This window comes from Brevundimonas sp., from assembly GCF_004210735.1.
Classification (GTDB): domain Bacteria; phylum Pseudomonadota; class Alphaproteobacteria; order Caulobacterales; family Caulobacteraceae; genus Brevundimonas.
In genome coordinates this window covers 46,856-70,677 of sequence record NZ_SDZL01000006.1, presented here as the reverse complement: position 1 = coordinate 70,677, position 23,822 = coordinate 46,856, and the positions used below count along the sequence as shown (strand labels likewise).

Here is a 23,822-nt window from a genome sequence, read left to right as displayed (position 1 = left end):
GCGCTGAAGGATGGGGTGTCGCGGGCGCGTTGGAAAGACGCCACGTCGCGGATCGGCGCATCCCTGGCCGGGATGGGGCGGGCGGCGACCGATGTGCTGCTGCCGCCGCTGGCGCACGACAGTCGCGAGGCGACGGCGTCGGCCGGGCTGACGCCCGACGCCTGGAGCCGGGTGGTGTTTCTGGAGGCGCCGGTGTGCGACGGCTGCGGCGCGGCGTTCGAGGCGGACGGCGGCGCCTTTGCTGACACGCGCTGCGCGGCCTGTCTGGCCAAACCCTATGCCTTTGAGCGTGCGCGGGCGGCCTGTGTCTATGACGAGGCGTCGCGCGGGGTGATCCTGAAGTTCAAGCACGGCGACCAGCAGCAGTTCGCGCCCCTGTTCGCGCGCTGGATCAGCCGGTCGGCGGCCGAGCTGGTGGGGGATGCGGACGCGGTGGTTCCGGTGCCGCTGCACCCGATGCGCCTGCTGTCACGACGTTTCAACCAGGCGGCCGAGATCGCCCGGCCGATGGCCCGGTCGGCTGGGCTGGACTATCTGCCCGACGCCCTGATCCGCCAGACGCGCACCGACAGCCAGGGCGGCAAGAGCGGGCGGGGGCGGCGCGAGAACGTGCGCCACGCCTTCGCCGTGACCCCGGCGGGCGCGCGGCGGATCAAGGGGCGGCGCATCCTTCTGGTCGACGATGTGTTGACCACGGGCGCGACGGCCGAGGCCTGCGCGAAGGCCTTGCTGGCGGCCGGCGCCCGCGCCGTCGACCTGGCGGTCATCGCGAGGGTGCGAACCGCGCGCGAAATAGTTATCTAGTTTAGTGCGCCCTAACGCTCGCCGCGCGGCGGCTCGCTATATGAGGGCGCGAGTGATTGGAGAGAGTTTGTTGGCCGACGTTGTCATCTACACCAAGCCCGGTTGCCCCTACTGCATCCGCGCCCTGGCCCTGCTGGACAGCAAGGGGGTCGACTATCAGGAGATCGTCGCCTCGAACGATCCGGAAAAGAAGGCCGAGATGGTGCAGCGCTCGGGCGGGCGGATGACCTTCCCGCAGGTGTTCATCGGCGACAAACACGTCGGCGGGTCGGACGACCTGGCCGCGCTGGAGGCCCGGGGTCAACTGGACGATCTGCTGGCCGCCTGAATGCCCGACACCCTGGACGTCGCCCTGATCCAGACCCGCACCCCGGCCACGGCCGAGGCGGCGCTGGCCCATGTCGCGCCGCTGGTGCGACAGGCGGCGGCGGACGGCGCGCGGTTCATCCTGACGCCCGAGGGGACCAATCTGCTGGAGCAGCGCCGCGACCGGCGCGATGCGGTCATCACGGCCGAGGATGTGGACGTGTGCGTCCTGGGCCTGCGCGACCTGGCCCGGGAGCTGGGCGTCTGGCTGCTGATCGGCTCGGCCATCGTGCGGTCGGGGCATGAGGGCGACGGGCGGGCGGCGAACCGCGCGCTGCTGATCGATCCGGCCGGGGCGGTGGTGGCGCGTTATGACAAGCTGCATGTGTTCGACGTCGACCTGCCGAACGGCGAGACCTATCGCGAGAGCGCGACCGTCCGGCCGGGCGATGCGGCGGTGGCGGCGCAGACACCCTGGGGCGGGCTGGGGCTGAGCATCTGCTACGACGTACGTTTCCCGCATCTTTACCGCCAACTGGCCAAGGCCGGGGCGGCGATGATCGCCGTGCCCGCCGCCTTCACCCGCCCGACGGGCGAGGCGCATTGGGAGACGCTGCTGCGCGCGCGGGCCATCGAGACGGGCGCCTTCATCCTGGCGCCGGCTCAGGGCGGGACGCACGAGGATGGGCGCAAGACCTGGGGCCGGTCGATGATCGTCGGCCCGTGGGGCGAGGTGCTGGCCAGGGCGGATCACGACGAGCCTTGCGTTGTCGCCGCAAAGCTGGACATGAGCGCGGTCCAGCGGGCCCGGCAGTCGGTGCCCGCCCTGCAACACGACCGCGATTTCACCGCCCCGTCATGATCCGCTACGCCCTGTCCTGCATCCACGACCATGGTTTCGAGGCCTGGTTCGCCTCGTCGGCCGACTATGACGGTCAGGCGGCGCGTGGCCTGGTCGAATGTCCGTTCTGCGGCTCACCCGAGGTGCGAAAACAGATCATGGCCCCGGCCGTGTCCGGGACGAAGAAGGCCGCGCCCGCGCCCGACATGGCGAAACAGATGCAGGCCATGATGATGCAGGCCGCGCGCGAGGTGCGCGAGCATGTCGAGACCAATTTCGACTACGTCGGCGACACCTTCGCCCGAGAGGCGCGCGACATCCACGAAGGGCGCAGCGAGAAGCGCGAAATCTATGGCGAGGCGACGCCCGCCGAGGTGAAGAAGCTGAAGGACGACGGCGTGCCCTGCGCCCCCCTGCCGACCCTGCCGCCCGACCCGTCCAAGGCGAACTGACCGATGGGCGAGGGGGAGCGTTACGAAGAGATCGCGCCGCCGCCCGCGCTTCGCCCCTTCATCCGCTGCCTGTGGACCTATGCCGCGCCGAACCCGACCGGGGGCGTCCAGCGGATCGCGCCCGACGGGTGCCCCGAACTGGTGATCGACCTGGGCGCGCCGTACGAGGAGGAGGGCGCGGACGGCGTGTTTCGTCCCCAGCCGCCGGTGATCTTCGCCGGGCAGATGACGCGGCCCATGGCCATACGCCCGGCGGGCCCGGTCGAGATCGTGGCGGCGCGGTTCGAGCCGGACGGCGCGCGGGATTTCCTGGGCGTGGCCCTGTCCGAGGCGACGGATCGGCGACTGGATCTGCGGGAACGGCTGGCGGGGCTGGCGCTGCGACCGGGCGATCCGGGCGGTCAAATGGCGGCGCTGGCCGACTGGCTGGAAGGCGAGCGCATGCGCGGCGGCTGGGCGTTGGATCCATTGGTGCGCAACGAGGTCGAGGCGATCACCGACGACCGGGCCGGGCCTGAGCGGACGCCGGGCGAACGCCGGGCCCTACAACGGCGGTTCGCCGACCGGGTGGGCGTGGCCCCGCGCGCCCTGCGCTCCATCCATCGGTTTCGCCGGGTGTTCGATCACGTCGCCCGGCTGGAGAGCGAGGCCGAGGGCTGGCTGGAGGCGGGGCTGGCGGCGGGCTATTTCGACCAGCCGCAGATGGCCCGCGACTTCCGCCGGTTTCTGGGCTGCACCGCCACCGAATGGGCGCGCGATCAGGTCGAACTGGCGCGGCGGATCGCGTCGCAATCCTACAAGTCGGGCGCGCCGCATCTGGTCTAGGGTCACATCGTCGCCGGAAGGGCGAGCGGAGACGACCGATGCTGATGCTGAACGCCATGATCCTGACCCTGTCGCTGAATCCGGCGCCGGGCGCCGACGACCTGTCGTGGATGGCCGGTTACTGGCTGGACTGTTCGAACGGGCGCGAGGTCAGCGAGACGTGGAGCGATCCGCGCGGCGGGCTGATCGTCGGCCACAATGTGACGATGCGCAGCGGCCGGGCGGGGTTCGAGGCGTCGCATATCGGGCCGCTGGACGGCGGCGGCCTGGCCTATTTCGCCCAGCCGGACGGCGCGGCGCCGACGGCGTTTCGCCTGATCGAGGCCGGGCCGAACCGGGCCGTGTTCGAGAATGCCGAGAACGACTTTCCCAACCGCATCCTTTATCAGCGCGACGGTGACGTGCTGACCGCCCGGATTGAGGGCGGCGACGGCGAAATGATGCGGAGCGTGGAATGGCGGTTCGACCGCAGGGAGCTGAACGCGCGGTGTCCAGGCTGAGCAGGGATGGCCTGAGCTGGCGACCTATGACCGCCGCCGATCTGGACGGCGTGGTCGAGGTGGCGGGGCTGTCGTTTCCGGACCATCCGGAGGACCGGGCCTGTTTCGAGAACCGGCTGGCGCTGAATCCCGGCGGCTGTTTCGTGCTGGCGGGCGATGCGGGGGTGCGGGGCTATCTGGTCGCCTATCCGTGGCGGCGGGGCGCGGCTCCGGCGCTGAACGCCCTGATCGAGGCGATCCCGGACGATGCGGCGCTGGTCTATCTGCACGACCTGGCGCTGCACCCGGACGCGCGGGGCGGCGGCTGGACGCGCGCGATCGTCGAGCAGCTGGCCGAACAATCGAAGGCGGCGGGCTGGCGCGCGCTGGCGCTGGTCGCGGTGAACGACGCGGTCGGTTTCTGGCAACGCAACGGCTTTGCGGTCGAAAGCCCGCCCGGCATGGCCGCAAAGTTGGCCAGTTACGGCGCCGACGCCCGCTATATGGTCAGGCCACTGTAAGCCTCAGGGGCGGGTCCAGCCCTTGGCGGCCATGCAGTCGGTGAAGGCGGGGCTGTGTTCGTCGGCGTCGGCGCTGGCGTGGCAGGCGTCGCGGGCGCCGTCGAACGGCTGGGCGCCGTCGCCTTTCCAACCCAGCGAGTCGCTGGTGGCGCAGGCGGCGGTGGCTGCAAGCGCCGTCGCGGCGGCGATCTGAAGGATGCGGATCATCTGCGGTCTCCCATTCAATGACCTGCGTTTCATAGGCCGGGGCGGGGCGATGGTCCCGTTAATTTCCTGAAAAGCAACCGTCCGGCGAGGGATCGCGATGGGGCGGAACCGAACGGGCGCGACCGTCTTTCACCGGCATGAAAATCAGAACCGGACTGTCGCTCGTTCTTGTCGCCGGCGCCGCGCTGGCTCTGGGGGCGTGCGCCACCTTGCAGCGGGGACCGCAGGGCAATGCGGCCGTGCCCCAGCCGGCCAAGCCGGTGGACCTGCAGCGCTATCTGGGCCGCTGGTACGAGCAGGCGCGCTATGAAGCCGGGTTCCAGAAGGGCTGCGAGGCTGTCACCGCCGATTACAGCCTGCGCGAGGACGGTCTGATCCGGGTGCTGAACAGCTGTCGCGAGGGGGCGGTGGACGGCCGCCTGCGCACCGCCGAGGCCAGGGCCAGGATCGTGGAGGGCAGCCGGAACGCCAAGCTGAAGGTGTCCTTCTTCGGCCCCTTCTATGTCGGCGACTACTGGGTGCTGGACCACGCGGACGACTACAGCTGGGCGATCGTGGGCGAGCCGTCGGGCCGCTATCTGTGGCTGCTGACGCGCGAGGCGCGGCCGTCCCCGGCCCAGGGTCAGGCCCTGCGGCAGCGGGCGCGGGAGCTGGGCTACGACCTGTCGCTGCTACGCGAGACGCGGCACTGACTCAGGGGGCGCGGGTGGCGACCATCATGTAGTTGATGTCGGCGTCGCCCTGGCTCCAGCGGTCGTTCAGGGGGTCGTACTCCAAGCCGAACGGCCCCTCGACCGCCAGCGGCTCGGCGGACAGCATCTGGCGGATCTCGTCGGGTTTCAGGAACTGGCGCCAGTCGTGGGTGCCGGCGGGGACCCAGCGCAGCACGTATTCGGCCGCGAACTTGCCCAGGGCCAGTGACTTGAGCGTGCGGTTCAGGGTGGCGACGATCATCAGGCCGCCGGGCTTCATCAGGCGCGAACAGGTGCGGATGAAGGCCTCGGGGTCGGCGACGTGCTCGATCACCTCCATCGTCAGGACGACGTCGAACGGGCCGGCGCCCGCCTGCTCCATCTGTTCGACCGTGGCGGCGCGATAGGCGATGTCCAGGCCCAGCTGATCGGCGTGGGCGCGGGCGGTGCCGATGTTCTCGGACGAGGCGTCGATGGCGGTGACGTCGAAGCCCATGCGCCGCATCGGTTCGGCGATCAGGCCGCCGCCGCAGCCGATGTCGATCAGGCTGAGGCCGCTGAACGGCGCCCGGCCCCGCACGTCGCGGCTGAAATGATCGGCGGCGCGGTCGCGCACGAATTTCAGCCGCGCCGGATTGAAGCGGTGCAGGGGCGCGAAGGGGCCCTTGGGGTCCCACCATTCGGCCGCCTGGGCCGAGAAACGGGCCACGTCGGCGGGGTCGATGGACGGCCCGGCCGCCTGTTCCGGAAAACCCGTCTCGCTTTGGGGTTTGCGCGCGGTTTCGGTGTGGTTAGAAGCGACCATGAGCCAAGGCATGAACCGCCGGGGCTCTCCATGCAAGCAGGGGGCGAAACGCCACGATGACGCGGCCCGATACCACGCGACCCGAGACCACGCGGCTGGTGATGAAGTTCGGCGGCACCTCGATGGGCGACCTCGAGCGCATCCGCCGCGCCGCGCGGATCATCGCGGCCGAGGCGCGGGCGGGCAAGCAGGTGGCGGTGGTCGTCTCGGCCATGGCGGGCAAGACCAACGAACTGGTCGCCTGGACCGACGGCGCCGGCGCGGCCGCGTCCGGCCTGCCGATGTCGGACGACGAATATGACGTGGTGGTCGCCTCGGGCGAGCAGGTGACGTCGGGCCTGCTGGCCCTGACCCTGCGCAACATGGGTCTGAACGCCCGCAGCTGGATGGGCTGGCAGATTCCGATCATCACCGACGACGCCCATGGCCGCGCGCGGATCGAGGACGTGCCGGGCGAGGTGCTGGGCGCCGCCATGGACAAGGGCGAGATCGCCGTGGTCCCCGGTTTCCAGGGCGTCACGCGCGACAACCGGATCACGACGCTGGGTCGGGGCGGCTCGGACACCTCGGCCGTGGCGGTGGCGGCGGCCCTGGGCTGTCCGTGCGACATCTATACCGACGTGGACGGCGTCTATACGACCGACCCCCGCATCGAGAGCCGCGCGCGCCGCCTGGAAAAGGTGTCGTACGAAGAGATGCTGGAGATGGCGTCCCTGGGCGCCAAGGTGCTGCAGACGCGCTCGGTCGAACTGGCCATGGCCAAGCGGGTGCCCGTGCGGGTGCTGTCCAGCTTTGTCGAGCCGGACGCCGACGGAAACCTGCCGGCGGCCGCCGGAACCCTGATTTGCGATGAGGATGAGATCGTGGAAAAGCGCATCGTCTCGGGCGTCACCATGAGCCGTGACGAAGCCCGGATCACCCTGCTGGGCCTGTCGGACCGGACGGACGCCCCCGCGGATGTCTTTACCCGGCTGGCCGAGGCCAACGTCAATGTCGACATGATCGTGCAGAGCCAGGCGCGCACCGAAGGCGCGGTCAACCTGACCTTCACCACGGGACGCCGGGACGCCGCCCGCGCCGCCGAACTGATGACCGCGGCCAAGGCCGAGATCGGGTTCGAGGAAATCCGCGTCGACGACGACGTGGCCAAGGTCTCGGTCATCGGCGTGGGAATGCGCAGTCATGCGGGCGTCGCACAGACCATGTTCAGGGCGCTGGCCGACAAGGGCGTGAAATTCCAGGCCATCTCGACCTCGGAAATCAAGATCAGCGTGCTGATCGACGCGGCCTATGCCGAACTGGCGGTGCGGGCGCTGCATTCGGCCTACGGGCTGGACGCGGTATAGGGTTCAACAGGCGCGGGGACGCGCGACGGCGACGGGAGCCATGATGGTCAAGGGCGGATTGACGACGAGGGGGCCGAGAAACCTCCTGCGCCAGATCCGCGAGGCCATGGCCGGCGCAGGACTGGCAGGCGGGGGATCGACCCCGGCGCAGGACCGGCTGAACCTGGTGGTGCGGATCATCGCCCAGTCGATGGTGGCCGAGGTCTGCTCCATCTATCTGCGCCGCGCGACGGGCGAGCTGGAGCTGTTCGCCACCGAGGGCCTGAACCCCGAGGCCGTGCACAACACCCGGCTGCGGCCCGGCGAGGGTCTGGTGGGCGAGGTGGCGCGGAGCGCCGAGCCCATCAGCCTGTCGGACGCGCCGTCGCATCCCAGCTTCTCGTACCGTCCGGAAACGGGCGAAGACCCGTACCACGCCTTCCTGGGCGCGCCGTTGCTGCGCGGCGGCCGGGCCATCGGCGTGCTGGTGGTCCAGAACCGCGCGGCCCGTCGCTATGACGAGGACGAGGTCGAGGACATCCAGACCATCGCCATGGTCCTGGCGGAGACGGTCGCCTCGGGTGAACTGCTGGCCGAGGCCGAACTCCGCGACGTCGAGGTGGCGCCACATCGGCCCGAGCGGCTGAAGGGCCAGAAATTCGCCGAGGGCCTGGCCTTTGGCCATGTGGTCCTGCACGAGGCGCCGTTGCCGCCGGAACGGCTGCTGTCCGACGACCCGGTGGCCGAGGAGGTGCGGCTGAAGGCGGCGCTGATCACGCTGAAGGCCGGCATCGACACCATGCTGGAGGGTGGCCAGGGCAAGCTGGGCGGCGTCTCGTTCGAGGTGCTGGAAACCTATCGGATGTTCGCCGACGACCGGGGCTGGAACCGGTCGCTGGAAGAGGCGGTGCGGTCGGGCCTGACGGCCGAGGCGGCGGTGGACCGGGTCCGCAACGAGCACCGCGCCCGCTTCGCCAGCGCCCGCGATCCTTATATCCGCGAGCGGCTGCATGATTTCGAGGACCTGGCCAACCGGCTGCTGCGGGTGCTGGCGGGCGATCAGCCGGGCCAGCGCGACCTGCCCGACGACGCCATACTGGTGGCGCGGAACCTGGGGCCGGCCGATCTGCTGGAATATCCGCGCGCCAAGCTGCGCGGCCTGCTGCTGGAGGAAGGCTCGGCCGCCAGCCATGCGGGCATCGTCGCCCGCGCGTTGCAGATTCCCTGCGTCGGCCGCCTGCAAGGGCTGCGTGACCGGGTCAGCGAGGGCGACCTGGTCATCGCCGACGGCGAGACGGGCGAGGCTTACCTGCGTCCCCGGCCCGACATGCTGGCGGCGGTCCAGTCGCGGATGGAGGTGCGCGAGCAGCGCCGGGCCGAGTTCGCCTTGCTGCGCGACACGCCCGCCGTGACCAAGGACGGGACGCGGATCACGGTCCTGACCAACGCCGGCCTGGCGGTGGATCTGGAGAATATGGACGCGACCGGGGCCGAGGGGATCGGCCTGTTCCGCACCGAATTCCAGTTCATGGTCTCGGACGAGCTGCCGCGCCTGACGGCGCAGACGGCGTTGTACAAGCTGGTGCTGGACGCGGCGGGCGACCGGCCGGTCACCTTCCGCACCCTGGATATCGGCGGCGACAAGGTGCTGCCCTATCTGGAGGCCGAGCGGGAGGAGAACCCGGCGCTGGGCCGCCGCGCGATCCGCCTGGGCCTGGATCGGCCGGGGCTGTTGCGACTGCAGTTGCGGGCGCTGCTGACGGCGGCGGCGGGGCGCGAGCTGCGGGTCATGTTCCCGATGATCGCCACGGTGGACGAGTTCCGCGCCGCCCGCGAACTGGTCGACGTCGAGGTCGAATGGGCCCGTCGCCGGGGCCGGGCCCTGCCGGACCTGCTGCGGGTGGGGGCGATGATCGAGGCGCCGGCCCTGCTGTGGCACCTGGACGCGCTGCTGCCGCTGACCGACTTCGTCTCGGTCGGGACCAACGACCTGTTCCAGTATATGTACGCCGCCGACCGCACCAATCCGCTGGTGTCGGACCGCTATGACCCGCTGTCGCCCCCGGCGCTGCGGGCCCTGGCCGAGATCCAGAAGAAATGCGCCGACACCGGCACGCCGGTTTCGGTGTGCGGCGAACTGGCCGGGCGGCCGCTGGAGGCGTTCGCCCTGATCACCCTGGGCTTCACCCGCCTGTCGGCGCCCGCCGGCGGGGTGGGTCCGGTCAAGCGGATGATCCTGTCGGCGGACCTGACGGCGGCGCGGCGCAGCATGGCCAATCTGCTGGGATCGTCGGCCGGATCGGTGCGCAACGAGATCGAGTCGCTGGCCCGCAAATTGAACGTCGCGGTCTGATCCGTCCCGTCCCGGCACATAGCCGGAACCGGTGACGATGATTAACGGATCGTTGAACGGCGGGCGGGAATGAGTTATCCACAGGATGAGTTCGGGTGGGCTCCGGGTCAGAACCGGAACCGTCAAACGCATGTGGTAAACGGCTCGCCGTGGTCGAGTACGGCGATGTCGGTCTATGCCGGTGCGTCGAGTGTGGGGTCAGGCGTCATGGCGCTGGATACGGGGAACGTCCCCGACGAGTTTCGGGCGCATCCCGACTGGAAGGACCCAGCGCCTTCCATCGCGGACGCCGCGACTCTGGGCGATGGCCTGCGTCAGGCGCGCGACGCTTCGGGCCGGTCGCTGGCCGCCCTGTCCCAGGCCACCCGCGTCCACAGCCGCTATCTGATCGCGCTGGAGCAGAACGATTTCTCGGCCCTGCCGTCGCGGGTTTTCTCGATGGGCTATGTCCGCGCCTATGCGTCCGAGCTGGGGCTGGACGAGCAACTGGCCATCGAACGCTTCAAGCGCGAGAGCCCCGACCCCTCGGTGCCGCTGCAGCCGCCGGTCGGCGTGGCCTTCGAGGAGGTCAAGCGCCATTCCCCCCGCGTCATCGCCGCCGTGGCCATTCTGGTGCTGGCCGTGGTCGGCTGGAACGTGTTCCAGCGGGTCAGCCTGATCCGCAAGGCGCATCCGTCGGACATCGCCGAGGTGCCCGAAAGCTGGACCCTGGGCGCCGTGCCCGGCCAGACCGAACTGCAGGGCCTGCGTCTTTCCGCGCCACATCCCGCGCCGCCCGACCAGACCGTTCCGGCCTTCTATGTCACCCCGGGCCTTGAAGCCCAGCTGGCGGACGTCGAGGTCAACGGCACGACCGCCGCCCTGACGCCGGTCAGCGTTGTTCCGGTGCAGAAGGCGTTCAACCCGCGGGGCGCCATCCACGGCGCATCGGCCACGGTGTCCCAGGTGACGCTGCAGGCGCGCAAGCCCGCCACCCTGGTGGTGCGGATGGGCGATGGCCGCGTGCTGTTCGCCCGACAAATGGCCGCCGGCGAGGCGTGGCGCGCGCCGCCCGGCGTCGCCGCCACTATCGACGTGTCAGAGCCGGCCGCCTTCGACATCTATCTGAACGGTGAGCACGGCGGAGCCCTGTCCGCGCCGCTGACGCCGCTGGCGCAGCTGAACGGGCGGGCCCAGACGATCGCGCGCCAGATCGCCGCCGACAACGCCCGCGCCGAGGCCGAGCGTCTGGCGACGGCCCAGGCCGTGGCGGCGCGGGTCGCAGCGGCGCAGCCCGCGCCCGTGACGACGCCGGTGCGTGCCGCTCCGGCCGATCTGCCGGTCAACGGGGCCGTTCCGGGCTGAATCGTCGCGCCCTGACCCCGATGTCGTGGTTTTGCCGTCGTCGATCGCCTATGTTCCGCTCGTCATGAGCGACCACACGCACGTCCGACCCTGGCGCCACATCGAGCGCCGCAAGAGCCGCCAGATCATGGTCGGCGCCGTTCCTGTGGGCGGGGACGCGCCGATCAGCGTCCAGTCGATGACCAACACCCCGACCACGGACGCGGTCGCCACCCTGAACCAGATCCGTCAGCTGGAGGAGGCCGGGGCCGACATCGTCCGCGTGTCGTGCCCGGACGAGGAGTCCACCGCCGCCTTCCGCACCATCGCCCGCGAGGCGAAGGTCCCGCTCGTGGCCGACATCCATTTTCACTACAAGCGCGGCATTGAGGCGGCCCGGGCGGGCGCCGCCTGCCTGCGCATCAACCCCGGCAACATCGGCTCGAAGGATCGGGTGCGCGAGGTCATCCAGGCCGCCCGCGACCACGGCTGCTCCATGCGGATCGGCGTCAACGCCGGGTCGCTGGAGAAGGAGCTGCTGGAGAAATACGGCGAGCCCTGTCCCGATGCGATGGTCGAGAGCGCGCTGAACCACGCCCGCATCCTGCAGGATCAGGATTTTCACGCGTTCAAGATCTCGGTGAAGGCGTCCGACCCCTTCCTGACCGTCGCCGCCTATCAGCAGCTGGCCGAGGTGATCGACTGCCCGCTGCACCTGGGCGTGACCGAGGCGGGACCGCTGCGCACCGGCACGATCAAGTCGGCCATCGGCATGGGGAACATGCTGTGGGCGGGCATCGGCGACACCATCCGCGTGTCGCTGGCCGCCGATCCGGTGGAGGAGATCAAGGTCGGCTTCGACATCCTGAAATCGCTGGGCCTGCGTCACCGGGGGGTGAACATCATCGCCTGCCCGTCCTGCGCGCGTCAGGGGTTCAACGTCATCGAGACGGTGGCCATCCTGGAAGAGAAACTGGCCCACGTCACCACGCCGATGAGCCTGTCGATCATCGGCTGCGTCGTGAACGGACCGGGTGAGGCGCTCTATACCGATGTCGGCTTCACCGGCGGCGGCAAGGGCGCGGGCATGATCTATCTGAACGGCAAGATCGCCCACAAACAGGCCAACGACGGCATGATCGATGAGATCGTGGCCCGGGTCGAGGAGAAGGCCGCCGAACTGGACGCGGCGCGCGCTGCGGCCGAATAGGGGCGCCCCACAACGGCCACGCTTTCTTATTCAGGTTGTCGCCGACGAGGCGGATCGCCTCAGCGCCGGGGAAGCACGCGTGACCATGATCGTTGACCTTCGCCGCCTGCGGCCCGTGCTGCTCGGTCTCGCCGTCGCCGCCTGCGCGCCGGTGTCGAACGGCGCCGGCGCCGATCCCCTGGCGGATCGATCGGCCGCGCTGGTCGCGCATGCCGCACAGGCCGACGGTGTTCTGGGAGCCTGTATCGTCGACCGTCACGGCGCCGCGTGCGCCAACGGTGACCGTCCGATCTCGATGCAGAGCGTGATGAAGCTGCTGGTGGGTATGGCTGTGCTGGACGCGGTGGATCAGGGACGCCTGACCCTGGACGATGAGGTGCTGCTGACGCGCGACGACGTCAGCGTGTTCGTGCAGCCGCTAGAGAAGCTGATCGGGCCCGACGGGCACCGAACCACGGTGGGCGAACTGATCCGGGGGGCGATCACCGAGAGCGACAGCCTGGCCACCGACTGGCTGATCGATCGGCTGGGCGGCACGGCGGCGGTCCAGGCCTATCTCGACCGCAAGGGAATCGTCGGCGTTCGGCTGGACCGGGATGAGCGCCGCCTGCAGACGGAAATCTTCGGCCTGACGTGGAGCGCTGAGTTCACCGATCCCGACCGGCTGGATGCGGCCATTGACGCCGTGCCCCCTGATAGGCGCGAAGCGGCCTTCCGCGCCTATCAGAACGATGTGCGCGACACGGCGACGCCCCGGGGTCTGGCGACGTTGCTGTACCGACTGGGCGACGGCCAGCTGCTGTCGGCAGGATCGACCCGCTGGATTCTGGATGTCATGGGCGAGACCGGGACCTTCCCTGATCGACTCCGCGCGGGAACGCCCGCCGACTGGTGGATCGGGCACAAGACGGGCAGCAGCAGCAGTTGGGACGGCGTCGTCGGCGTGACCAACGACGTGGGCGTCATGCGGGCGCCGGATGGGGCGGTGATCGGCGTTGTCGCGCTACTGGCCAACTCGTCCGCCCCGGCGCCTGAGCGGGCCGCGGCCATCGCCGGCGTGTCGCGCATCGCCGCCGAGACCCATCGGCCTTGACCCTTGATGCGGCCGAGGTCAGGGCTGGCGACATGAAACTCTACATCACCGCCCCGTCGCCCTATGCCCGCAAGGTGCGGATCGTCGCGCGGGAGCGGGGGCTGGCCGACCGGGTCGAGGAGATCGCGGTCGATCCCTATGGCAATGCGCCGGAGCTGCTGGCGACCAACCCCATCGTCCAGGTGCCGACCCTGATCGCCGGGGACGGTTTGCCGCTGACCGACAGTCCGGTGATCGCCGAGTATCTGGATGGGCTGGGCGACGGACCGCGCCTGTCGCCCGCCGACGGGGCCGAGCGGTGGGCGGTCAGGCGGGTCGAGACCCTGGCCAACGCCGCGCTGGAGATGGGGGTCAAGCTGCTGCTGGAAAAGCGCCGGCCCGAGCATGAACGCTCGCCGTCGTGGATGGCGCGCTGGACGGACAACATGGGCCGGGCGCTGGACGCGCTGGAGGTTGCGGCGCCTGATGCCGATCGCTTCGATATGGGCGTGCTGACGGCGGGCGTGGCGGTGACCTGGATCGGCTTCCGTCACCCCGATTACGACTGGAAGACCGGTCGTCCGAAGCTGGTCACCTTGCAGGCGGCGCTGGAGACGCGGCCAAGCTTTATCGACACATACCCGCGCTAGAGGCCGCGCAAACCCTCGACCGCCGCGATCAGACGGGCCAGTTCGGCGGGGGCGGACAGGCGGTGGTCGCCGCGCTCGATCAGGTCCAGCCGCACGTCGCCGCCGGTCAGCCGCTCGACCAGGTCGACCTGATGGCGCCACGGCACGACGTCGTCGGCCCGGCCTTGCAGGATGTGGATCGGCGCGGTGATGGCGATGGAGCCGTCCAGCAGCAGCCAGTCGCGCGCTTCCTCGAACATGCGGCGGGTCAGGACGTATTCGCCCAGCCCTTCCTCGACGATCAGGGTTTCGCCCTCGCGCAGGATGGCCTGGCGTTCGTGATCGGCCAGACCCGGCCACATCAGCCGCTCGGTGAAATCCTGGGCCGGATTGATTAGCGCCATTCCCTGAACCCGCTCGGGCCGCGCCAGCGTGGCCAGCAGGGCGACCCAGCCGCCCATGGACGAACCGACCGGGATCACCGGGCCCGGCAGGCTGTCGATCAGGGCGACGGCGTCTTCGCGCCAGCGGCCGATGGTCGCCTGCCGCCAGTCGCCGGACGAGTGGCCGTGGGCGAAATGATCATAGCGGACATAGTTCCAGCCCCGCTCGCGCGCGGCGACGTCCAGCGCCAGCGCCTTGGTTCCCTCCATGTCCGAGCGGAAGCCGCCGATCCAGATCACGGTCGGGCCGGCGCCCTCGACGCGTCGGAGGGCCAGGGTCTCGCCGTCGGGGCGGGTCAGGGTCTGGATATCGGTCATGCCTTCCTCTCGCGCATTCGGCCCCGGACTGGTAGCGAAAGGGCGAGCAAAGTGAAGGCTGATCCGCGTGTCCGACCCCCAGAACGCCTCTGCATCCGGAGCGCGGGTGCTGTTCATCAGCCCCAACCGCATCGGCGACAGCGTCATCGCCTCGGGCGTAGTGCGCGAGATCAACCGGCAATGGCCGGGCGCGCGCATCACCGTGGCGGCGGGCGGCCCGCCGGCGCCCTTCTTCCGGTCCGCGCCGGGCGTCGAGCGGATCATCGTCGTCAACAAGGGCAAATGGGCGTCGCACTGGGTCCGGCTGTGGGCCGAGGTGGTGAAACAGCCGTGGGACGTGGTCATCGACACGCGCGGCTCGATGCTGGGCTGGCTGGTGCGGGCGGGGACGCGGCGCATCTATAATCGCGGCTGGGAGACGGGCGTGCCCAAGGTCGAGGTGGTGTCGCGCCTGATGCGCGCCCCGCGGGCGCTGGAGCCTGAGCTGTACATCGACGACCGCGCCCGGGCCGAGGCGGCGGCCGTGATCGACCCGCAGCTGGCGGGCGGCGCGGGGCCTGGCCCGATCCTGGCGCTGGCGCCCATCGCCCACCAGAAGGGCAAGAGCTGGCCGCGCGACCGCTGGGCCGCCCTGGTCGAGCGATTGAAGGCCGAGCCGCGCTTTGACGGCTGGCGCTTCATGCTGGTCGGCGGGCCGGGCGATCAGCCGCCGGCGGCGCCCGCCCTGGCCGCCGCCGGACCGCGCGGGATCGATTTCGTGGGCAAGGGCGACATCCTGGCCTCTGCCGCCGCGATCTCGCGCGCGACCCTGTTCGTGGGCAACGATTCCGGCCTGATGCACACGGCCGCCGCCGCCGGCACGCCGACGCTGGGCCTGTTCGGTCCAACCGAATGGTGGCTGTACGGACCGCGCGGAATGAAGACCCGGACGGTGGCCAGCAACGAGACGCGCGGTCAGTTCGCCCCGATCGAGGATCTGACGGTGGACGCCGTTTTCGCCGCCACGCTGGCTCTGCACGACGCCTATGCCAAGGGCGCGGCATGAGCGACGCGCCACAGGTCCTGTTCATCAGCGCCGACCGCATCGGCGACGCGGTGATGTCCAGCGGCGCGATCCGCGAGATCGGCCGCCAGCTGCCGGGGGCCGAAATCACGGTCGCCGTCGGCCCGACCGCCGCCGCCCTGTTCCGCGCGGCGCCCGGCGTGGTGAAGGTCATTCCGTGGAAGAAGCAGAAACTGTCCGGCCACTGGCGCGCCCTGTGGCGTCAGGCGGTGGGCGTGCGCTGGGCCATGGTGGCGGACGTGCGCGGCTCGGCCATGTCGCTGTTCCTGCGCGCGGGGCAGCGGCGTCTCTACAGCCGGGCGCTGGAGAAGGGCGATCCCAAGGTCGTCACCTTCTCGCGCATGATGAAGGCCAACGGGACGATGGAGCCCGAAATCTTCCTGGACGACGCGGCCCGGACGCAGGCGTCTGCGCTGATCGGCGCGGACCCGGCGCCGATCCTGGCCATGGCGCCCATCTCGACAGCAGCAGATCGTAGCTGGCCGGCGGACCGCTGGGCCGCGCTGGTCGAGCGGCTGAAGGCCGAACCGCGCTTTGACGGGTGGCGTTTCATGATGGTGGGCGGGCCGGGTGATCACGAGGCGGCGGCCCCGGCGCTGGCGGCGGCAGGGCCGCGCGGCATCGACGCAGTGGGCACGGGCGACATCCTGGCCTCGGCGGCGGCGATCGGCCGGGCGACGCTGTTCGTCGGCAACGATTCCGGCCTGATGCACGTGGCTGCGGCGACGGGGGCGCCGACGCTGGGCCTGTTCGGTCCCAGCGAGTGGTGGCACAAGGCGCCATGGGGGCCGAAGGGGCGGGTGCTGGCCGCCGCGCCGGTGCGGGGCGACTTCGCGCCGATCACCGCCCTGTCGGTCGAGCGTGTGTTCGAGGAGACTCTGGCGCTGCAAGCGGCCTTCGCGCCGGCCCCTGATGCGGTCAAACCTTGAAGCGAAAGGCTTTCGCGGTCATATAGGCGTCCAGCAGGGGAACGCGACCGCGTGTCGCGCGTCTTCCCCTGCGAAGATTCAGACGCTTTCGACCACATAAGGAAACGACGCCCATTCGCCGTCCCATGCAAACGCCGCCCGTGAAGGACGGGCCGCGTATGAACCAGGAAATCCGCGCCCCCCGCGTTCTTCTGATCGATCAGAACGGCGAGAAGCAGGGCGTCATGCCGACTTCTGCTGCGCTGGAAGCCGCCGAGGAAGCCGGTCTGGATCTCGTCGAAATCGTCGCCACGTCCGATCCGCCCGTGGCCAAGATCCTCGACTACGGCAAATTCCGTTTCCAGGAGCAGAAGAAGAAGGCCGAGGCCCGCAAGCGCCAGAAGGTCGTCGAGCTCAAGGAAATCAAGCTGCGGCCGAACATCGACACCCACGACTATGACGTGAAGGCCAAGTCGATGCATCGCTTCTTCGAGGAGGGCGACAAGGTCAAGGTGACCCTGCGTTTCCGCGGTCGCGAAATGGCGCACCCGGAACTGGGCATGAAGCTGCTCAACAAGGTCCAGGCCGACTTCGACGAGGTCGCCAAGGTCGAATACGCCCCGCGTATGGAAGGCCGCCAGATGATCATGATCCTGGCTCCGCGCTGAGGCGCCGGCTCAGCAGAACTTCAGAACGCCCCGGCTTCGCGCCGGGGCGTTTTGCGTTTCAGGCCCGTCCCCCAGAATGACCACTTGAGATTGCGCGACGGCCGTATGATCATGGCTGTAAATTTCTCTGAGACGGGGGGTCTCTCTTAAATGTCACGTTCCACGATCCGCGCGGGCCTTGTGGCCGCCGCGCTGGCCTTGTCTGGCCTGGCCATCCTGCCTGCATCGGCAGCCCTGGCCCAGGCGAGCGCCGCACCGGCGCCGCTGTCGGTTTACGGCGCCCTGCCGTCGCTTGAGCTGGTGGAGCTGTCGCCGTCAGGAAAGCGCCTGGCCTTCATTACGGTGGCGGACGAGGATCGCACCCTGGTCTTGCTTGATGTCGAAAGCCGGGCCCAGATCGGGGGTGCGTCGGTCGGCCGCGCCAAGGTTAGGGACTTGGACTGGATCGGCGAAGATCGTGTGCTTGTCACGACGTCTTCGTCAGAAGCTCTGCCGGAGATCGGCTTGATCGAAACCGAATGGTTCGCGGCCCAGATCTACAACCCGGCCGAAAACAAGATCTATCAGGTGTTCGAAGGCACCCGTGGGGTGCTGCCGTATCTGTTCGACAACATCACCGTGCTGGACGTGGACGGGACGCCGCAGGTCTTCGTCCGAGGCTATGCCCGCGCCAATCCGGAGCGGATGGACCTGTTCCGGATCGAGCCCGAGACGGGGCGTGGCCGGCTGCATGAAGTCATGGGCCGACAGGTCACTGACTATGTGCTGGACGCGACCGGCCAGTCGGTCGCGCAGAGCGAATATGATCGAGCGTCCAAAGTCTGGAAGCTGATGGTGCGCCAGGGCGGTTCGTTCAAGGAGATCTGGCGGACCACCGCGCCGCTGGACAGGCCCTATCTGGTAGGGCTGGGGATGCAGGGGGATAGCGTCATCGTGGGCGCGCGTCGCCCCGACATGAGCCAGCCGGGGCGTGAGGACGCCGAGTATTTCGACGTGAATTTCGCCACCGGCGCCTGGCGTCCGGTCCGCTTCGAGTTCAGGCCGGAGGCGATGATGTTCCATCCGGTGACCCGGCGGTTCATCGGGGCGGCCCGCTCGACCGACAACGGTCGGCAGATCGTCCTGACCGACCCGAACGCGGGCAATCTGTGGGCGCGCGTGCAGCAGGCCTTCACCGGCAAGGCGCCGGACCTGGTGAACTGGAGCAACGACCTGCAGAAGGCGGTGGTCTACACCGCCAGTGCGTCGGATCCGGGAACCTATTATGTCCTGAACTTCGCCAATGGATCGGCGGCGCGGATCGGCAGCGCCTATGATCTGCGACCCGAACAGGTCGCCGCAGTGCGATCGGTGGAATATCCGGCAGCCGACGGGCTGAAGATCCATGGCTATCTGACCCTGCCGCCGGGCGTCGAAAATCCGCGCGGCCTGCCGTTGGTCGTCATGCCTCACGGCGGACCCGAAGCGCACGACACCATGACCTTCGACTTCCAGGCACAGGCGGTGGCGTCACGCGGCTATGCGGTGCTGCAGCCGAATTTCCGGGGCTCCACGGGATATGGCGACGCGTTCCGCGAGGCCGGCTACGGCGAATGGGGCCGCAAGATGCAGACGGACCTGTCCGACGGCGTGCGTTACCTGTCGGAGCAGGGGATCGTCGACCCGAAACGGGTCTGCATCGTCGGCGGAAGCTATGGCGGGTACGCCGCGCTGGCCGGCGTGACGCTGGACCCCGGGGTCTATCGTTGCGCCGTGTCCTGGGCTGGGGTCACAGACCTGCGCCGCATGCTTCGCGACGAGGCGCGCGACACCGGCTACAACGACAACCCCGCCCTACGCTATTGGAGCCGCTTCATGGGCGCCGACGGATTCGGCGACAACTCCCTGGACGACCGGTCGCCTGCCTTCCTGGCGGCGCGGGCCGACGCCCCAATTCTGCTGCTGCATGGCCGTGACGACCACGTCGTGCCCATCGTCCAGAGCCGGGTCATGGCCGACGCCCTGCGCAAGGCCGGAAAGCCGTACGAGTTCATCGAGATGAACGGCGAGGATCACTGGCTTTCGCGATCCGACACGCGCGAGCAGGTGTTGACCGAAATGCTGCGCTTCCTTCAGACGCACAACCCCCCGAACTGACCGACCTTGCGCCAGGCGCGGCTTTCGCTTAAAAGCCGCGCCTTCGCGTACCGAACCGCCGGGCGAACAGGCATGCCTGGGCGGTTCTTAATCAGGGAGACCACCCCTCGGGCTCAAGCAGCTTGAAGAGCGGTCGCCCACTCAAAGACAGAGAGTGAAAATGCCGAAACTGAAGACGAAGTCGGGCGCCAAGAAGCGCTTCAAATTCACGGCCACTGGCAAGGTTAAGGCCGGCGTTGCGGGCAAGCGTCACCGCTTGATCAGCCACAACTCGAAATACATCCGCCAGAACCGCGGCACCTCGGTCATGGCCGACGCCGACGCCAAGAAGATCAAATCCTACATGCCGTACGCCTGATCGGCGCACGCAGACAGATCTTCTCCACCGCATTGAATTTGAACTGAGCCTCTCAAGCAGTGAGCCGCCGCGCGGCGAACGCCAGAGGTCACCCGAAGGAAAAACATCATGGCTCGCGTGAAACGGGGCGTTACGTCCCACGCCAAGCACAAGAAGGTTCTGAAGCAGGCCAAGGGCTTCTACGGCCGCCGCAAGAACACCATCCGCACCGCCAAGGCCGCCGTCGATCGCGCCGGCCAGTACGCTTACCGCGACCGTCGCAACAAGAAGCGCAACTTCCGCGCCCTGTGGATCCAGCGCATCAACGCCGCGGCCCGCGCCGAAGGCTTCACCTATTCGCAGTTCATCCACGGCCTGGACAAGGCCGGCATCGAACTGGACCGCAAGGTCCTGGCCGACATCGCGGCCGACGAAGCCGGCTTCAAGGCCGTCGCCGACAAGGTTCGCGCGGCCCTGGCCTAAGTCTTTCCCGCACGGGATCGAGCAAAAGCCCTCCGGCCCGCGCCGGGGGGCTTTTTGCTTTGGACCGCAACCGCTAGACGGACCCTTATGACCGACCTTTCCCAACTGGAACTGGACCTCATCAACGCCATCGGCTCGGCCGAGACGGTGTCGGCGATCGAGGAGATCCGCGTCTCGGCGCTCGGCAAGACCGGCGTCATCTCCGGCCTGCTGAAGGGGATGGGCGCGATGAGCCCGGACGAGCGGCGCGAAAACGGGCCGGTCATCAATGGCCTGCGCGACCGCGTATCCGCCGCCGTCGCCGACCGCAAGGCGCTGCTGGAAGCCGCCGAGCTGGACGCGAAATTGCTGGCTGAACGGGTCGATCTGACCCTGCCGTCGCGTCCGCGTCGCAGGGGGGGCGTGCACCCGACCATGCAGGTGATGGACGAGGTCACCCACATCTTCGCCGAAATGGGTTTCGCCGTGGCCGAGGGCCCGGACATCGAGGACGACTTCCACAATTTCACCGCCCTGAACTTCCCGCCCAAACACCCGGCGCGGGAGATGCACGACACCTTCTTCCTGCAGCCCGACCCGGAGACGGGCGAGCGCAAGGTGCTGCGCACCCACACCAGCCCGGTGCAGGTGCGGACGATGCAGACGACAGGCGACAAGCCCGAGGCCCCGTGGATCGCCACGGGTCAGGAGCCGCCGATCCGCATCATCGCGCCGGGCCGCACCTTCCGTAAGGATTCCGACGCCACCCACACGCCGATGTTCCATCAGGTCGAGGGTCTGGTGATCGACCGCGACATCCACATGGGCCATCTGAAGTGGACGCTGGAGACCTTCCTGGCGCGCTTCTTCGAGATGGACAGCATCGACGCGCGCTTCCGTCCGCACCACTTCCCCTTCACCGAGCCGTCGGCGGAAATGGACATCCGCTGCGACCGATCGGGCGGCGAGCTGAAGCTGAACCAGGGCGACAGCTGGATGGAGATCCTGGGCTGCGGCATGGTGCATCCGAACGTGCTGCGCAGCTGCGGTCTGGACCCGGCCGAATGGCAGGGCTTCGCCTTCGGCATGGGCGTCGACCGCCTGGCCATGCTGAAATACGGCATCACCGACCTGCGCCCCATGTTCGAGGCGGACGTGCGGTGGATGAAGAACTACGGCTTCTCGGCCTTCACGGCGCCGAACGCCGCCAGCGGCCTGAGCTGAGGACACGACGATGAAATTCACCCTGTCCTGGCTCAAGAACCATCTCGAGACCGACGCTGACGTTCACGCCATCGCCGAGGCCATGACCATGGCCGGGCTGGAGGTCGAGCATGTCTCGGACCCGACCGCCAAGCTGGCGCCGTTCACGGTGGCCAAGATCGTCTCGGCCGAGCGCCATCCGAACGCCGACCGGCTGCAGGTCTGCCAGGTCGAGACGGTGGACGGCATGAAGGAGATCGTCTGCGGCGCGCCGAATGCGCGCCCGGGCCTGACCACCATCTACGCCCCCATCGGCGCTTACGTGCCCGGCCTGGGCGTGACCCTGGTCGAGAAGCCGGTGCGCGGCGTGGTGTCGAACGGCATGCTGTGTTCGGCCTCCGAGCTGGAGCTGGCCGACGACAGCGACGGCATTCAGGAACTGCCCGACACGCTGGCGGTCGGGACCCCCGCGGCGGCGGTGTTCGGGGCCGAGCCGGTGATCGATTTCGAGGTGACGCCGAACCGGCCCGACTGGCTGGGCGTGGCGGGCATCGCGCGCGACCTGGCGGCGGCGGGTGTCGGCACGCTGAAGACCTATGACATCGCGCCGGTGCGCGGCGGATTCCCGTCGCCGATAGCGGTGCGGATCGAGGCGCCCGAGATGTGCCCGGTCTTCGCCGGTCGCCTGATCCGGGGCGTGAAGAATGGGCCGTCGCCCGACTGGCTGCAGCGCCGCCTGACGGCCATCGGCCTGCGCTCGATCAACCGGCTGGTCGATGTGACCAACCTGATCGCCTATGATCAGGCGCGGCCGCTGCACGTCTATGACGCGGCCAAGCTGGTCGGGGCCGAGATCGTCGTGCGCGGCGGCCAGATCGCCAGCGATACCGGCGAGCACGAGCATCTGATCGCGCTGGACGGCAAGACCTATCAGGTCGATCCGGCCATGTGCGTGATCGCCGACGCGGCGGGCGAACGGCCCATCGGCCTGGGCGGCGTCATGGGCGGCGAGAGCACCGGCTGTTCGGATCAGACGGTCGACGTCTTCCTGGAATCCGCCTGGTTCGACCCCATCGTCACGGCCCAGACCGGGCGGACCCTGACCATCAGCTCCGACGCCCAGTACCGGTTCGCGCGTGGCGTGGACACGGCCTCGGTCGTGCCGGGGCTGGAGCTGGCGACGCGCCTGATCCTGGACCTGTGCGGCGGCGAACCGTCGGACATCGTGGCCGCCGGTCAGACGCCCGCCCTGCCGCAGCCGCTGGATTTCGATCCGGCCTATGTCGCGCGCCTGTCGGGCCTGACGCTGGGCGACGACCGCATCGCCGACATCCTGAAGGCGCTGGGCTTTGACATCGCTCCCGGTTCGCCGTGGCGGGTCACGCCGCCATCGTGGCGCCGTGATGTCGATGGCCCCGCCGATCTGGTGGAAGAGGTCGCGCGCATCGCCGGCTACGGCGCCCTGCCGTCGACGCCGTTGCCGCAGGTCGCCCGACCCGCGCGTGGCGTGCTGAGCCCGCGCCAGACCCGCATCCGCATCGCCCGCCGGGCGCTGGCGGCCATGGGCTATGGCGAGGCCGTCACCTGGTCCTTCACCAGCCGCAAGATCGCCGAGGCTTTCGGCGGCGGGTCGGAGCGACTGGTGCTGCAAAACCCGATCGCGTCGGAACTGGACTGCATGCGTCCGTCAGTGCTGCCGAACCTGATCCAGGCGGCGGCGCGCAACGCCGCGCGCGGCCACGCCGACGCGGCCCTGTTCGAGATCGGTCCGATCTATCTGGGCGACCGCCCCGGCGACCAGAAGACGGTCATCGCCGGTCTGATCGCGCCCCACGCCGCCCGCCACTGGAGCGGCCAGCCGGAACAGGCGCTGTATGCGCTCAAGGGCGACCTGATGGCCCTGCTGGAAGAGCTGGGCGCGCCGGTCGCGTCCCTGCAGCTGGTCGAGGGACAGAATCGCGACTGGTGGCGGCCGGGTCAATCGGCCCGCCTGCAGCTGGGCCCCAAGGTGGTGGTGGCCGAGTTCGGCGCCCTGCATCCGCGCACGCTGAAGGCGCTGGGCGCCGATGCGCCGATGGTCGCCTTCGAGGTCATGCTGGACGCAGTGCCCGAGCCGCGCGTCGCCCGGGGCAAGGCGCGCCCGGCGGCCGATCTGCCGCCGCTGCAACCCCTGACCCGCGACTTCGCCTTCCTGGTCGATGGCGACCGCCCGGCGGGCGATCTGGTCAAGGCCGTGGTTGGGGCGGACAAGGCGTTGATCGCCGACGTGCGCGTGTTCGACGTCTATCGCGGCCAGGGCGTGCCCGAGGGACAGAAGTCCGTCGCGCTGGAGGTCGTGATCCAGCCGCGCGAAGCCACCCTGACCGACACCGAGATCGAGGCCCTGACCGGCAAGATCACCGCTGCCGCCGCCAGGGCCGGCGCCGAACTGAGGGCCTGA

At 69.3% G+C, this 23,822-nt stretch carries 25 protein-coding genes; 22 read left to right on the top strand and 3 right to left on the bottom strand.

The features are described from left to right. From EON91_RS02380 to EON91_RS02350, 7 genes are all read left to right on the top strand, one after another. Positions 1-804, top strand: an 804-nt coding sequence (locus EON91_RS02380) for a ComF family protein (RefSeq protein ID WP_366250152.1), incomplete at its 5' end; no start/stop codon positions are given. 70 nt (positions 805-874) lie between these two features. Then, on the top strand, positions 875-1,132 hold the full coding sequence (gene grxC, locus EON91_RS02375) for a glutaredoxin 3 (RefSeq protein WP_292091342.1): 258 nt from the start codon (positions 875-877) through the stop codon (positions 1,130-1,132). Then, entirely contained in the window at positions 1,133-1,972 is an 840-nt protein-coding gene (locus tag EON91_RS02370; RefSeq protein WP_292091341.1) for a carbon-nitrogen hydrolase family protein, read from the top strand. Further along, complete coding sequence (locus tag EON91_RS02365; RefSeq protein WP_292091339.1) at positions 1,969-2,403, top strand: DUF1178 family protein; 435 nt, start codon at positions 1,969-1,971, stop codon at positions 2,401-2,403. Before EON91_RS02370 ends, EON91_RS02365 begins: the two co-directional genes overlap by 4 nt. Positions 2,404-2,406: 3 nt before the next feature. Beyond that, complete coding sequence (locus tag EON91_RS02360) at positions 2,407-3,228, top strand: helix-turn-helix domain-containing protein (RefSeq protein WP_292091337.1); 822 nt, start codon at positions 2,407-2,409, stop codon at positions 3,226-3,228. Positions 3,229-3,266: 38 nt separating this feature from the next. Continuing rightward, complete coding sequence (locus EON91_RS02355; protein WP_292091335.1) at positions 3,267-3,728, top strand: DUF6265 family protein; 462 nt, start codon at positions 3,267-3,269, stop codon at positions 3,726-3,728. 26 nt (positions 3,729-3,754) lie between these two features. Beyond that, positions 3,755-4,228 (top strand): GNAT family N-acetyltransferase, encoded by a 474-nt coding sequence (locus EON91_RS02350; RefSeq protein ID WP_292091334.1) that lies wholly within the window; start codon positions 3,755-3,757, stop codon positions 4,226-4,228. A 3-nt stretch (positions 4,229-4,231) separates the two neighbouring features. Here the strand turns inward: EON91_RS02350 and EON91_RS02345 are convergent, their stop codons facing one another. Next, positions 4,232-4,435, bottom strand: a complete 204-nt coding sequence (locus EON91_RS02345; RefSeq protein ID WP_292091333.1) for a hypothetical protein — start codon at positions 4,433-4,435, stop codon at positions 4,232-4,234. 137 nt (positions 4,436-4,572) lie between these two features. Between EON91_RS02345 and EON91_RS02340 the strand changes: the two genes are divergently transcribed. Further along, a complete protein-coding gene (locus tag EON91_RS02340; protein ID WP_292091332.1) occupies positions 4,573-5,127 on the top strand; it encodes a lipocalin family protein in 555 nt (184 codons plus the stop codon). A gap of 1 nt (position 5,128) precedes the next feature. On the opposite strand, the gene ubiG is transcribed toward EON91_RS02340, so the two are convergent. Further along, complete coding sequence (gene ubiG / locus EON91_RS02335; protein ID WP_292091330.1) at positions 5,129-5,944, bottom strand: bifunctional 2-polyprenyl-6-hydroxyphenol methylase/3-demethylubiquinol 3-O-methyltransferase UbiG; 816 nt, start codon at positions 5,942-5,944, stop codon at positions 5,129-5,131. Positions 5,945-5,988: 44 nt separating this feature from the next. On the opposite strand from ubiG, the gene EON91_RS02330 reads away from it, so the two are divergent. The 6 genes from EON91_RS02330 to EON91_RS02305 all read left to right on the top strand — a co-directional run bounded on the left by EON91_RS02330 (position 5,989) and on the right by EON91_RS02305 (position 13,865). Beyond that, on the top strand, positions 5,989-7,278 hold the full coding sequence (locus EON91_RS02330) for an aspartate kinase (protein ID WP_292091329.1): 1,290 nt from the start codon (positions 5,989-5,991) through the stop codon (positions 7,276-7,278). 43 nt (positions 7,279-7,321) lie between these two features. After that, positions 7,322-9,610 carry a phosphoenolpyruvate--protein phosphotransferase gene (gene ptsP, locus EON91_RS02325; protein ID WP_292091344.1) on the top strand — a complete coding sequence of 763 codons (2,289 nt, stop codon included), beginning with the start codon at positions 7,322-7,324 and terminating at the stop codon, positions 9,608-9,610. 165 nt (positions 9,611-9,775) lie between these two features. Beyond that, on the top strand, positions 9,776-10,954 hold the full coding sequence (locus EON91_RS02320; RefSeq protein WP_292091328.1) for a helix-turn-helix domain-containing protein: 1,179 nt from the start codon (positions 9,776-9,778) through the stop codon (positions 10,952-10,954). Between the two features lie 64 nt (positions 10,955-11,018). Next, the gene (ispG, locus tag EON91_RS02315; RefSeq protein ID WP_292091327.1) at positions 11,019-12,143 is read left to right on the top strand and encodes a flavodoxin-dependent (E)-4-hydroxy-3-methylbut-2-enyl-diphosphate synthase; all 1,125 of its coding nucleotides are present in this window, start codon (positions 11,019-11,021) and stop codon (positions 12,141-12,143) included. An 85-nt stretch (positions 12,144-12,228) separates the two neighbouring features. Further along, positions 12,229-13,236, top strand: a complete 1,008-nt coding sequence (locus EON91_RS02310) for a serine hydrolase (RefSeq protein ID WP_292091343.1) — start codon at positions 12,229-12,231, stop codon at positions 13,234-13,236. Positions 13,237-13,268: 32 nt separating this feature from the next. Beyond that, positions 13,269-13,865, top strand: a complete 597-nt coding sequence (locus EON91_RS02305) for a glutathione S-transferase N-terminal domain-containing protein (RefSeq protein ID WP_292091326.1) — start codon at positions 13,269-13,271, stop codon at positions 13,863-13,865. Here EON91_RS02305 and EON91_RS02300 read toward each other — a convergent pair. Then, positions 13,862-14,605 carry an alpha/beta hydrolase gene (locus EON91_RS02300; RefSeq protein ID WP_292091324.1) on the bottom strand — a complete coding sequence of 248 codons (744 nt, stop codon included), beginning with the start codon at positions 14,603-14,605 and terminating at the stop codon, positions 13,862-13,864. The two genes, EON91_RS02305 and EON91_RS02300, sit on opposite strands and share 4 nt — an antisense overlap. A gap of 67 nt (positions 14,606-14,672) precedes the next feature. Between EON91_RS02300 and EON91_RS02295 the strand changes: the two genes are divergently transcribed. From EON91_RS02295 to pheT, 8 genes are all read left to right on the top strand, one after another. Further along, positions 14,673-15,650, top strand: a complete 978-nt coding sequence (locus EON91_RS02295; RefSeq protein WP_292091323.1) for a glycosyltransferase family 9 protein — start codon at positions 14,673-14,675, stop codon at positions 15,648-15,650. After that, positions 15,647-16,597 carry a glycosyltransferase family 9 protein gene (locus EON91_RS02290; RefSeq protein WP_292091322.1) on the top strand — a complete coding sequence of 317 codons (951 nt, stop codon included), beginning with the start codon at positions 15,647-15,649 and terminating at the stop codon, positions 16,595-16,597. Before EON91_RS02295 ends, EON91_RS02290 begins: the two co-directional genes overlap by 4 nt. A gap of 125 nt (positions 16,598-16,722) precedes the next feature. Beyond that, positions 16,723-17,244: a translation initiation factor IF-3 gene (gene infC / locus EON91_RS02285; RefSeq protein ID WP_292091321.1), complete on the top strand. Its 522-nt coding sequence runs from the start codon at positions 16,723-16,725 to the stop codon at positions 17,242-17,244. Between the two features lie 150 nt (positions 17,245-17,394). Continuing rightward, a complete protein-coding gene (locus EON91_RS02280; protein WP_292091320.1) occupies positions 17,395-19,380 on the top strand; it encodes a S9 family peptidase in 1,986 nt (661 codons plus the stop codon). Positions 19,381-19,540: 160 nt separating this feature from the next. Continuing rightward, complete coding sequence (gene rpmI / locus EON91_RS02275; RefSeq protein WP_003166435.1) at positions 19,541-19,738, top strand: 50S ribosomal protein L35; 198 nt, start codon at positions 19,541-19,543, stop codon at positions 19,736-19,738. Positions 19,739-19,846: 108 nt separating this feature from the next. Further along, positions 19,847-20,200 (top strand): 50S ribosomal protein L20, encoded by a 354-nt coding sequence (gene rplT / locus EON91_RS02270; protein ID WP_292091318.1) that lies wholly within the window; start codon positions 19,847-19,849, stop codon positions 20,198-20,200. An 87-nt stretch (positions 20,201-20,287) separates the two neighbouring features. Continuing rightward, on the top strand, positions 20,288-21,403 hold the full coding sequence (pheS, locus tag EON91_RS02265; RefSeq protein ID WP_292091317.1) for a phenylalanine--tRNA ligase subunit alpha: 1,116 nt from the start codon (positions 20,288-20,290) through the stop codon (positions 21,401-21,403). Positions 21,404-21,413: 10 nt separating this feature from the next. Beyond that, entirely contained in the window at positions 21,414-23,822 is a 2,409-nt protein-coding gene (pheT, locus tag EON91_RS02260) for a phenylalanine--tRNA ligase subunit beta (RefSeq protein ID WP_292091316.1), read from the top strand.

What these genes read in the sequence shown, in the direction of transcription:
- EON91_RS02330 (WP_292091329.1), top strand. Translation starts at nt 5,989, where the DNA reads ATGACGCGGCCCGATACCACGCGACCCGAGACCACGCGGCTGGTGATG.
- ispG (WP_292091327.1), top strand. Translation starts at nt 11,019, where the DNA reads ATGAGCGACCACACGCACGTCCGACCCTGGCGCCACATCGAGCGCCGC.
- EON91_RS02340 (WP_292091332.1), top strand. Translation starts at nt 4,573, where the DNA reads ATGAAAATCAGAACCGGACTGTCGCTCGTTCTTGTCGCCGGCGCCGCG.
- EON91_RS02350 (WP_292091334.1), top strand. Translation starts at nt 3,755, where the DNA reads ATGACCGCCGCCGATCTGGACGGCGTGGTCGAGGTGGCGGGGCTGTCG.
- infC (WP_292091321.1), top strand. Translation starts at nt 16,723, where the DNA reads ATGCAAACGCCGCCCGTGAAGGACGGGCCGCGTATGAACCAGGAAATC.
- EON91_RS02305 (WP_292091326.1), top strand. Translation starts at nt 13,269, where the DNA reads ATGAAACTCTACATCACCGCCCCGTCGCCCTATGCCCGCAAGGTGCGG.
- ptsP (WP_292091344.1), top strand. Translation starts at nt 7,322, where the DNA reads ATGGTCAAGGGCGGATTGACGACGAGGGGGCCGAGAAACCTCCTGCGC.
- EON91_RS02320 (WP_292091328.1), top strand. Translation starts at nt 9,776, where the DNA reads ATGTCGGTCTATGCCGGTGCGTCGAGTGTGGGGTCAGGCGTCATGGCG.
- rplT (WP_292091318.1), top strand. Translation starts at nt 19,847, where the DNA reads ATGGCTCGCGTGAAACGGGGCGTTACGTCCCACGCCAAGCACAAGAAG.
- pheT (WP_292091316.1), top strand. Translation starts at nt 21,414, where the DNA reads ATGAAATTCACCCTGTCCTGGCTCAAGAACCATCTCGAGACCGACGCT.
- ubiG (WP_292091330.1), bottom strand. Translation starts at nt 5,944, where the DNA reads ATGCCTTGGCTCATGGTCGCTTCTAACCACACCGAAACCGCGCGCAAA.
- EON91_RS02310 (WP_292091343.1), top strand. Translation starts at nt 12,229, where the DNA reads ATGATCGTTGACCTTCGCCGCCTGCGGCCCGTGCTGCTCGGTCTCGCC.
- EON91_RS02370 (WP_292091341.1), top strand. Translation starts at nt 1,133, where the DNA reads ATGCCCGACACCCTGGACGTCGCCCTGATCCAGACCCGCACCCCGGCC.
- EON91_RS02280 (WP_292091320.1), top strand. Translation starts at nt 17,395, where the DNA reads ATGTCACGTTCCACGATCCGCGCGGGCCTTGTGGCCGCCGCGCTGGCC.
- EON91_RS02300 (WP_292091324.1), bottom strand. Translation starts at nt 14,605, where the DNA reads ATGACCGATATCCAGACCCTGACCCGCCCCGACGGCGAGACCCTGGCC.
- EON91_RS02345 (WP_292091333.1), bottom strand. Translation starts at nt 4,435, where the DNA reads ATGATCCGCATCCTTCAGATCGCCGCCGCGACGGCGCTTGCAGCCACC.
- rpmI (WP_003166435.1), top strand. Translation starts at nt 19,541, where the DNA reads ATGCCGAAACTGAAGACGAAGTCGGGCGCCAAGAAGCGCTTCAAATTC.
- EON91_RS02360 (WP_292091337.1), top strand. Translation starts at nt 2,407, where the DNA reads ATGGGCGAGGGGGAGCGTTACGAAGAGATCGCGCCGCCGCCCGCGCTT.
- EON91_RS02365 (WP_292091339.1), top strand. Translation starts at nt 1,969, where the DNA reads ATGATCCGCTACGCCCTGTCCTGCATCCACGACCATGGTTTCGAGGCC.
- EON91_RS02290 (WP_292091322.1), top strand. Translation starts at nt 15,647, where the DNA reads ATGAGCGACGCGCCACAGGTCCTGTTCATCAGCGCCGACCGCATCGGC.
- EON91_RS02355 (WP_292091335.1), top strand. Translation starts at nt 3,267, where the DNA reads ATGCTGATGCTGAACGCCATGATCCTGACCCTGTCGCTGAATCCGGCG.
- pheS (WP_292091317.1), top strand. Translation starts at nt 20,288, where the DNA reads ATGACCGACCTTTCCCAACTGGAACTGGACCTCATCAACGCCATCGGC.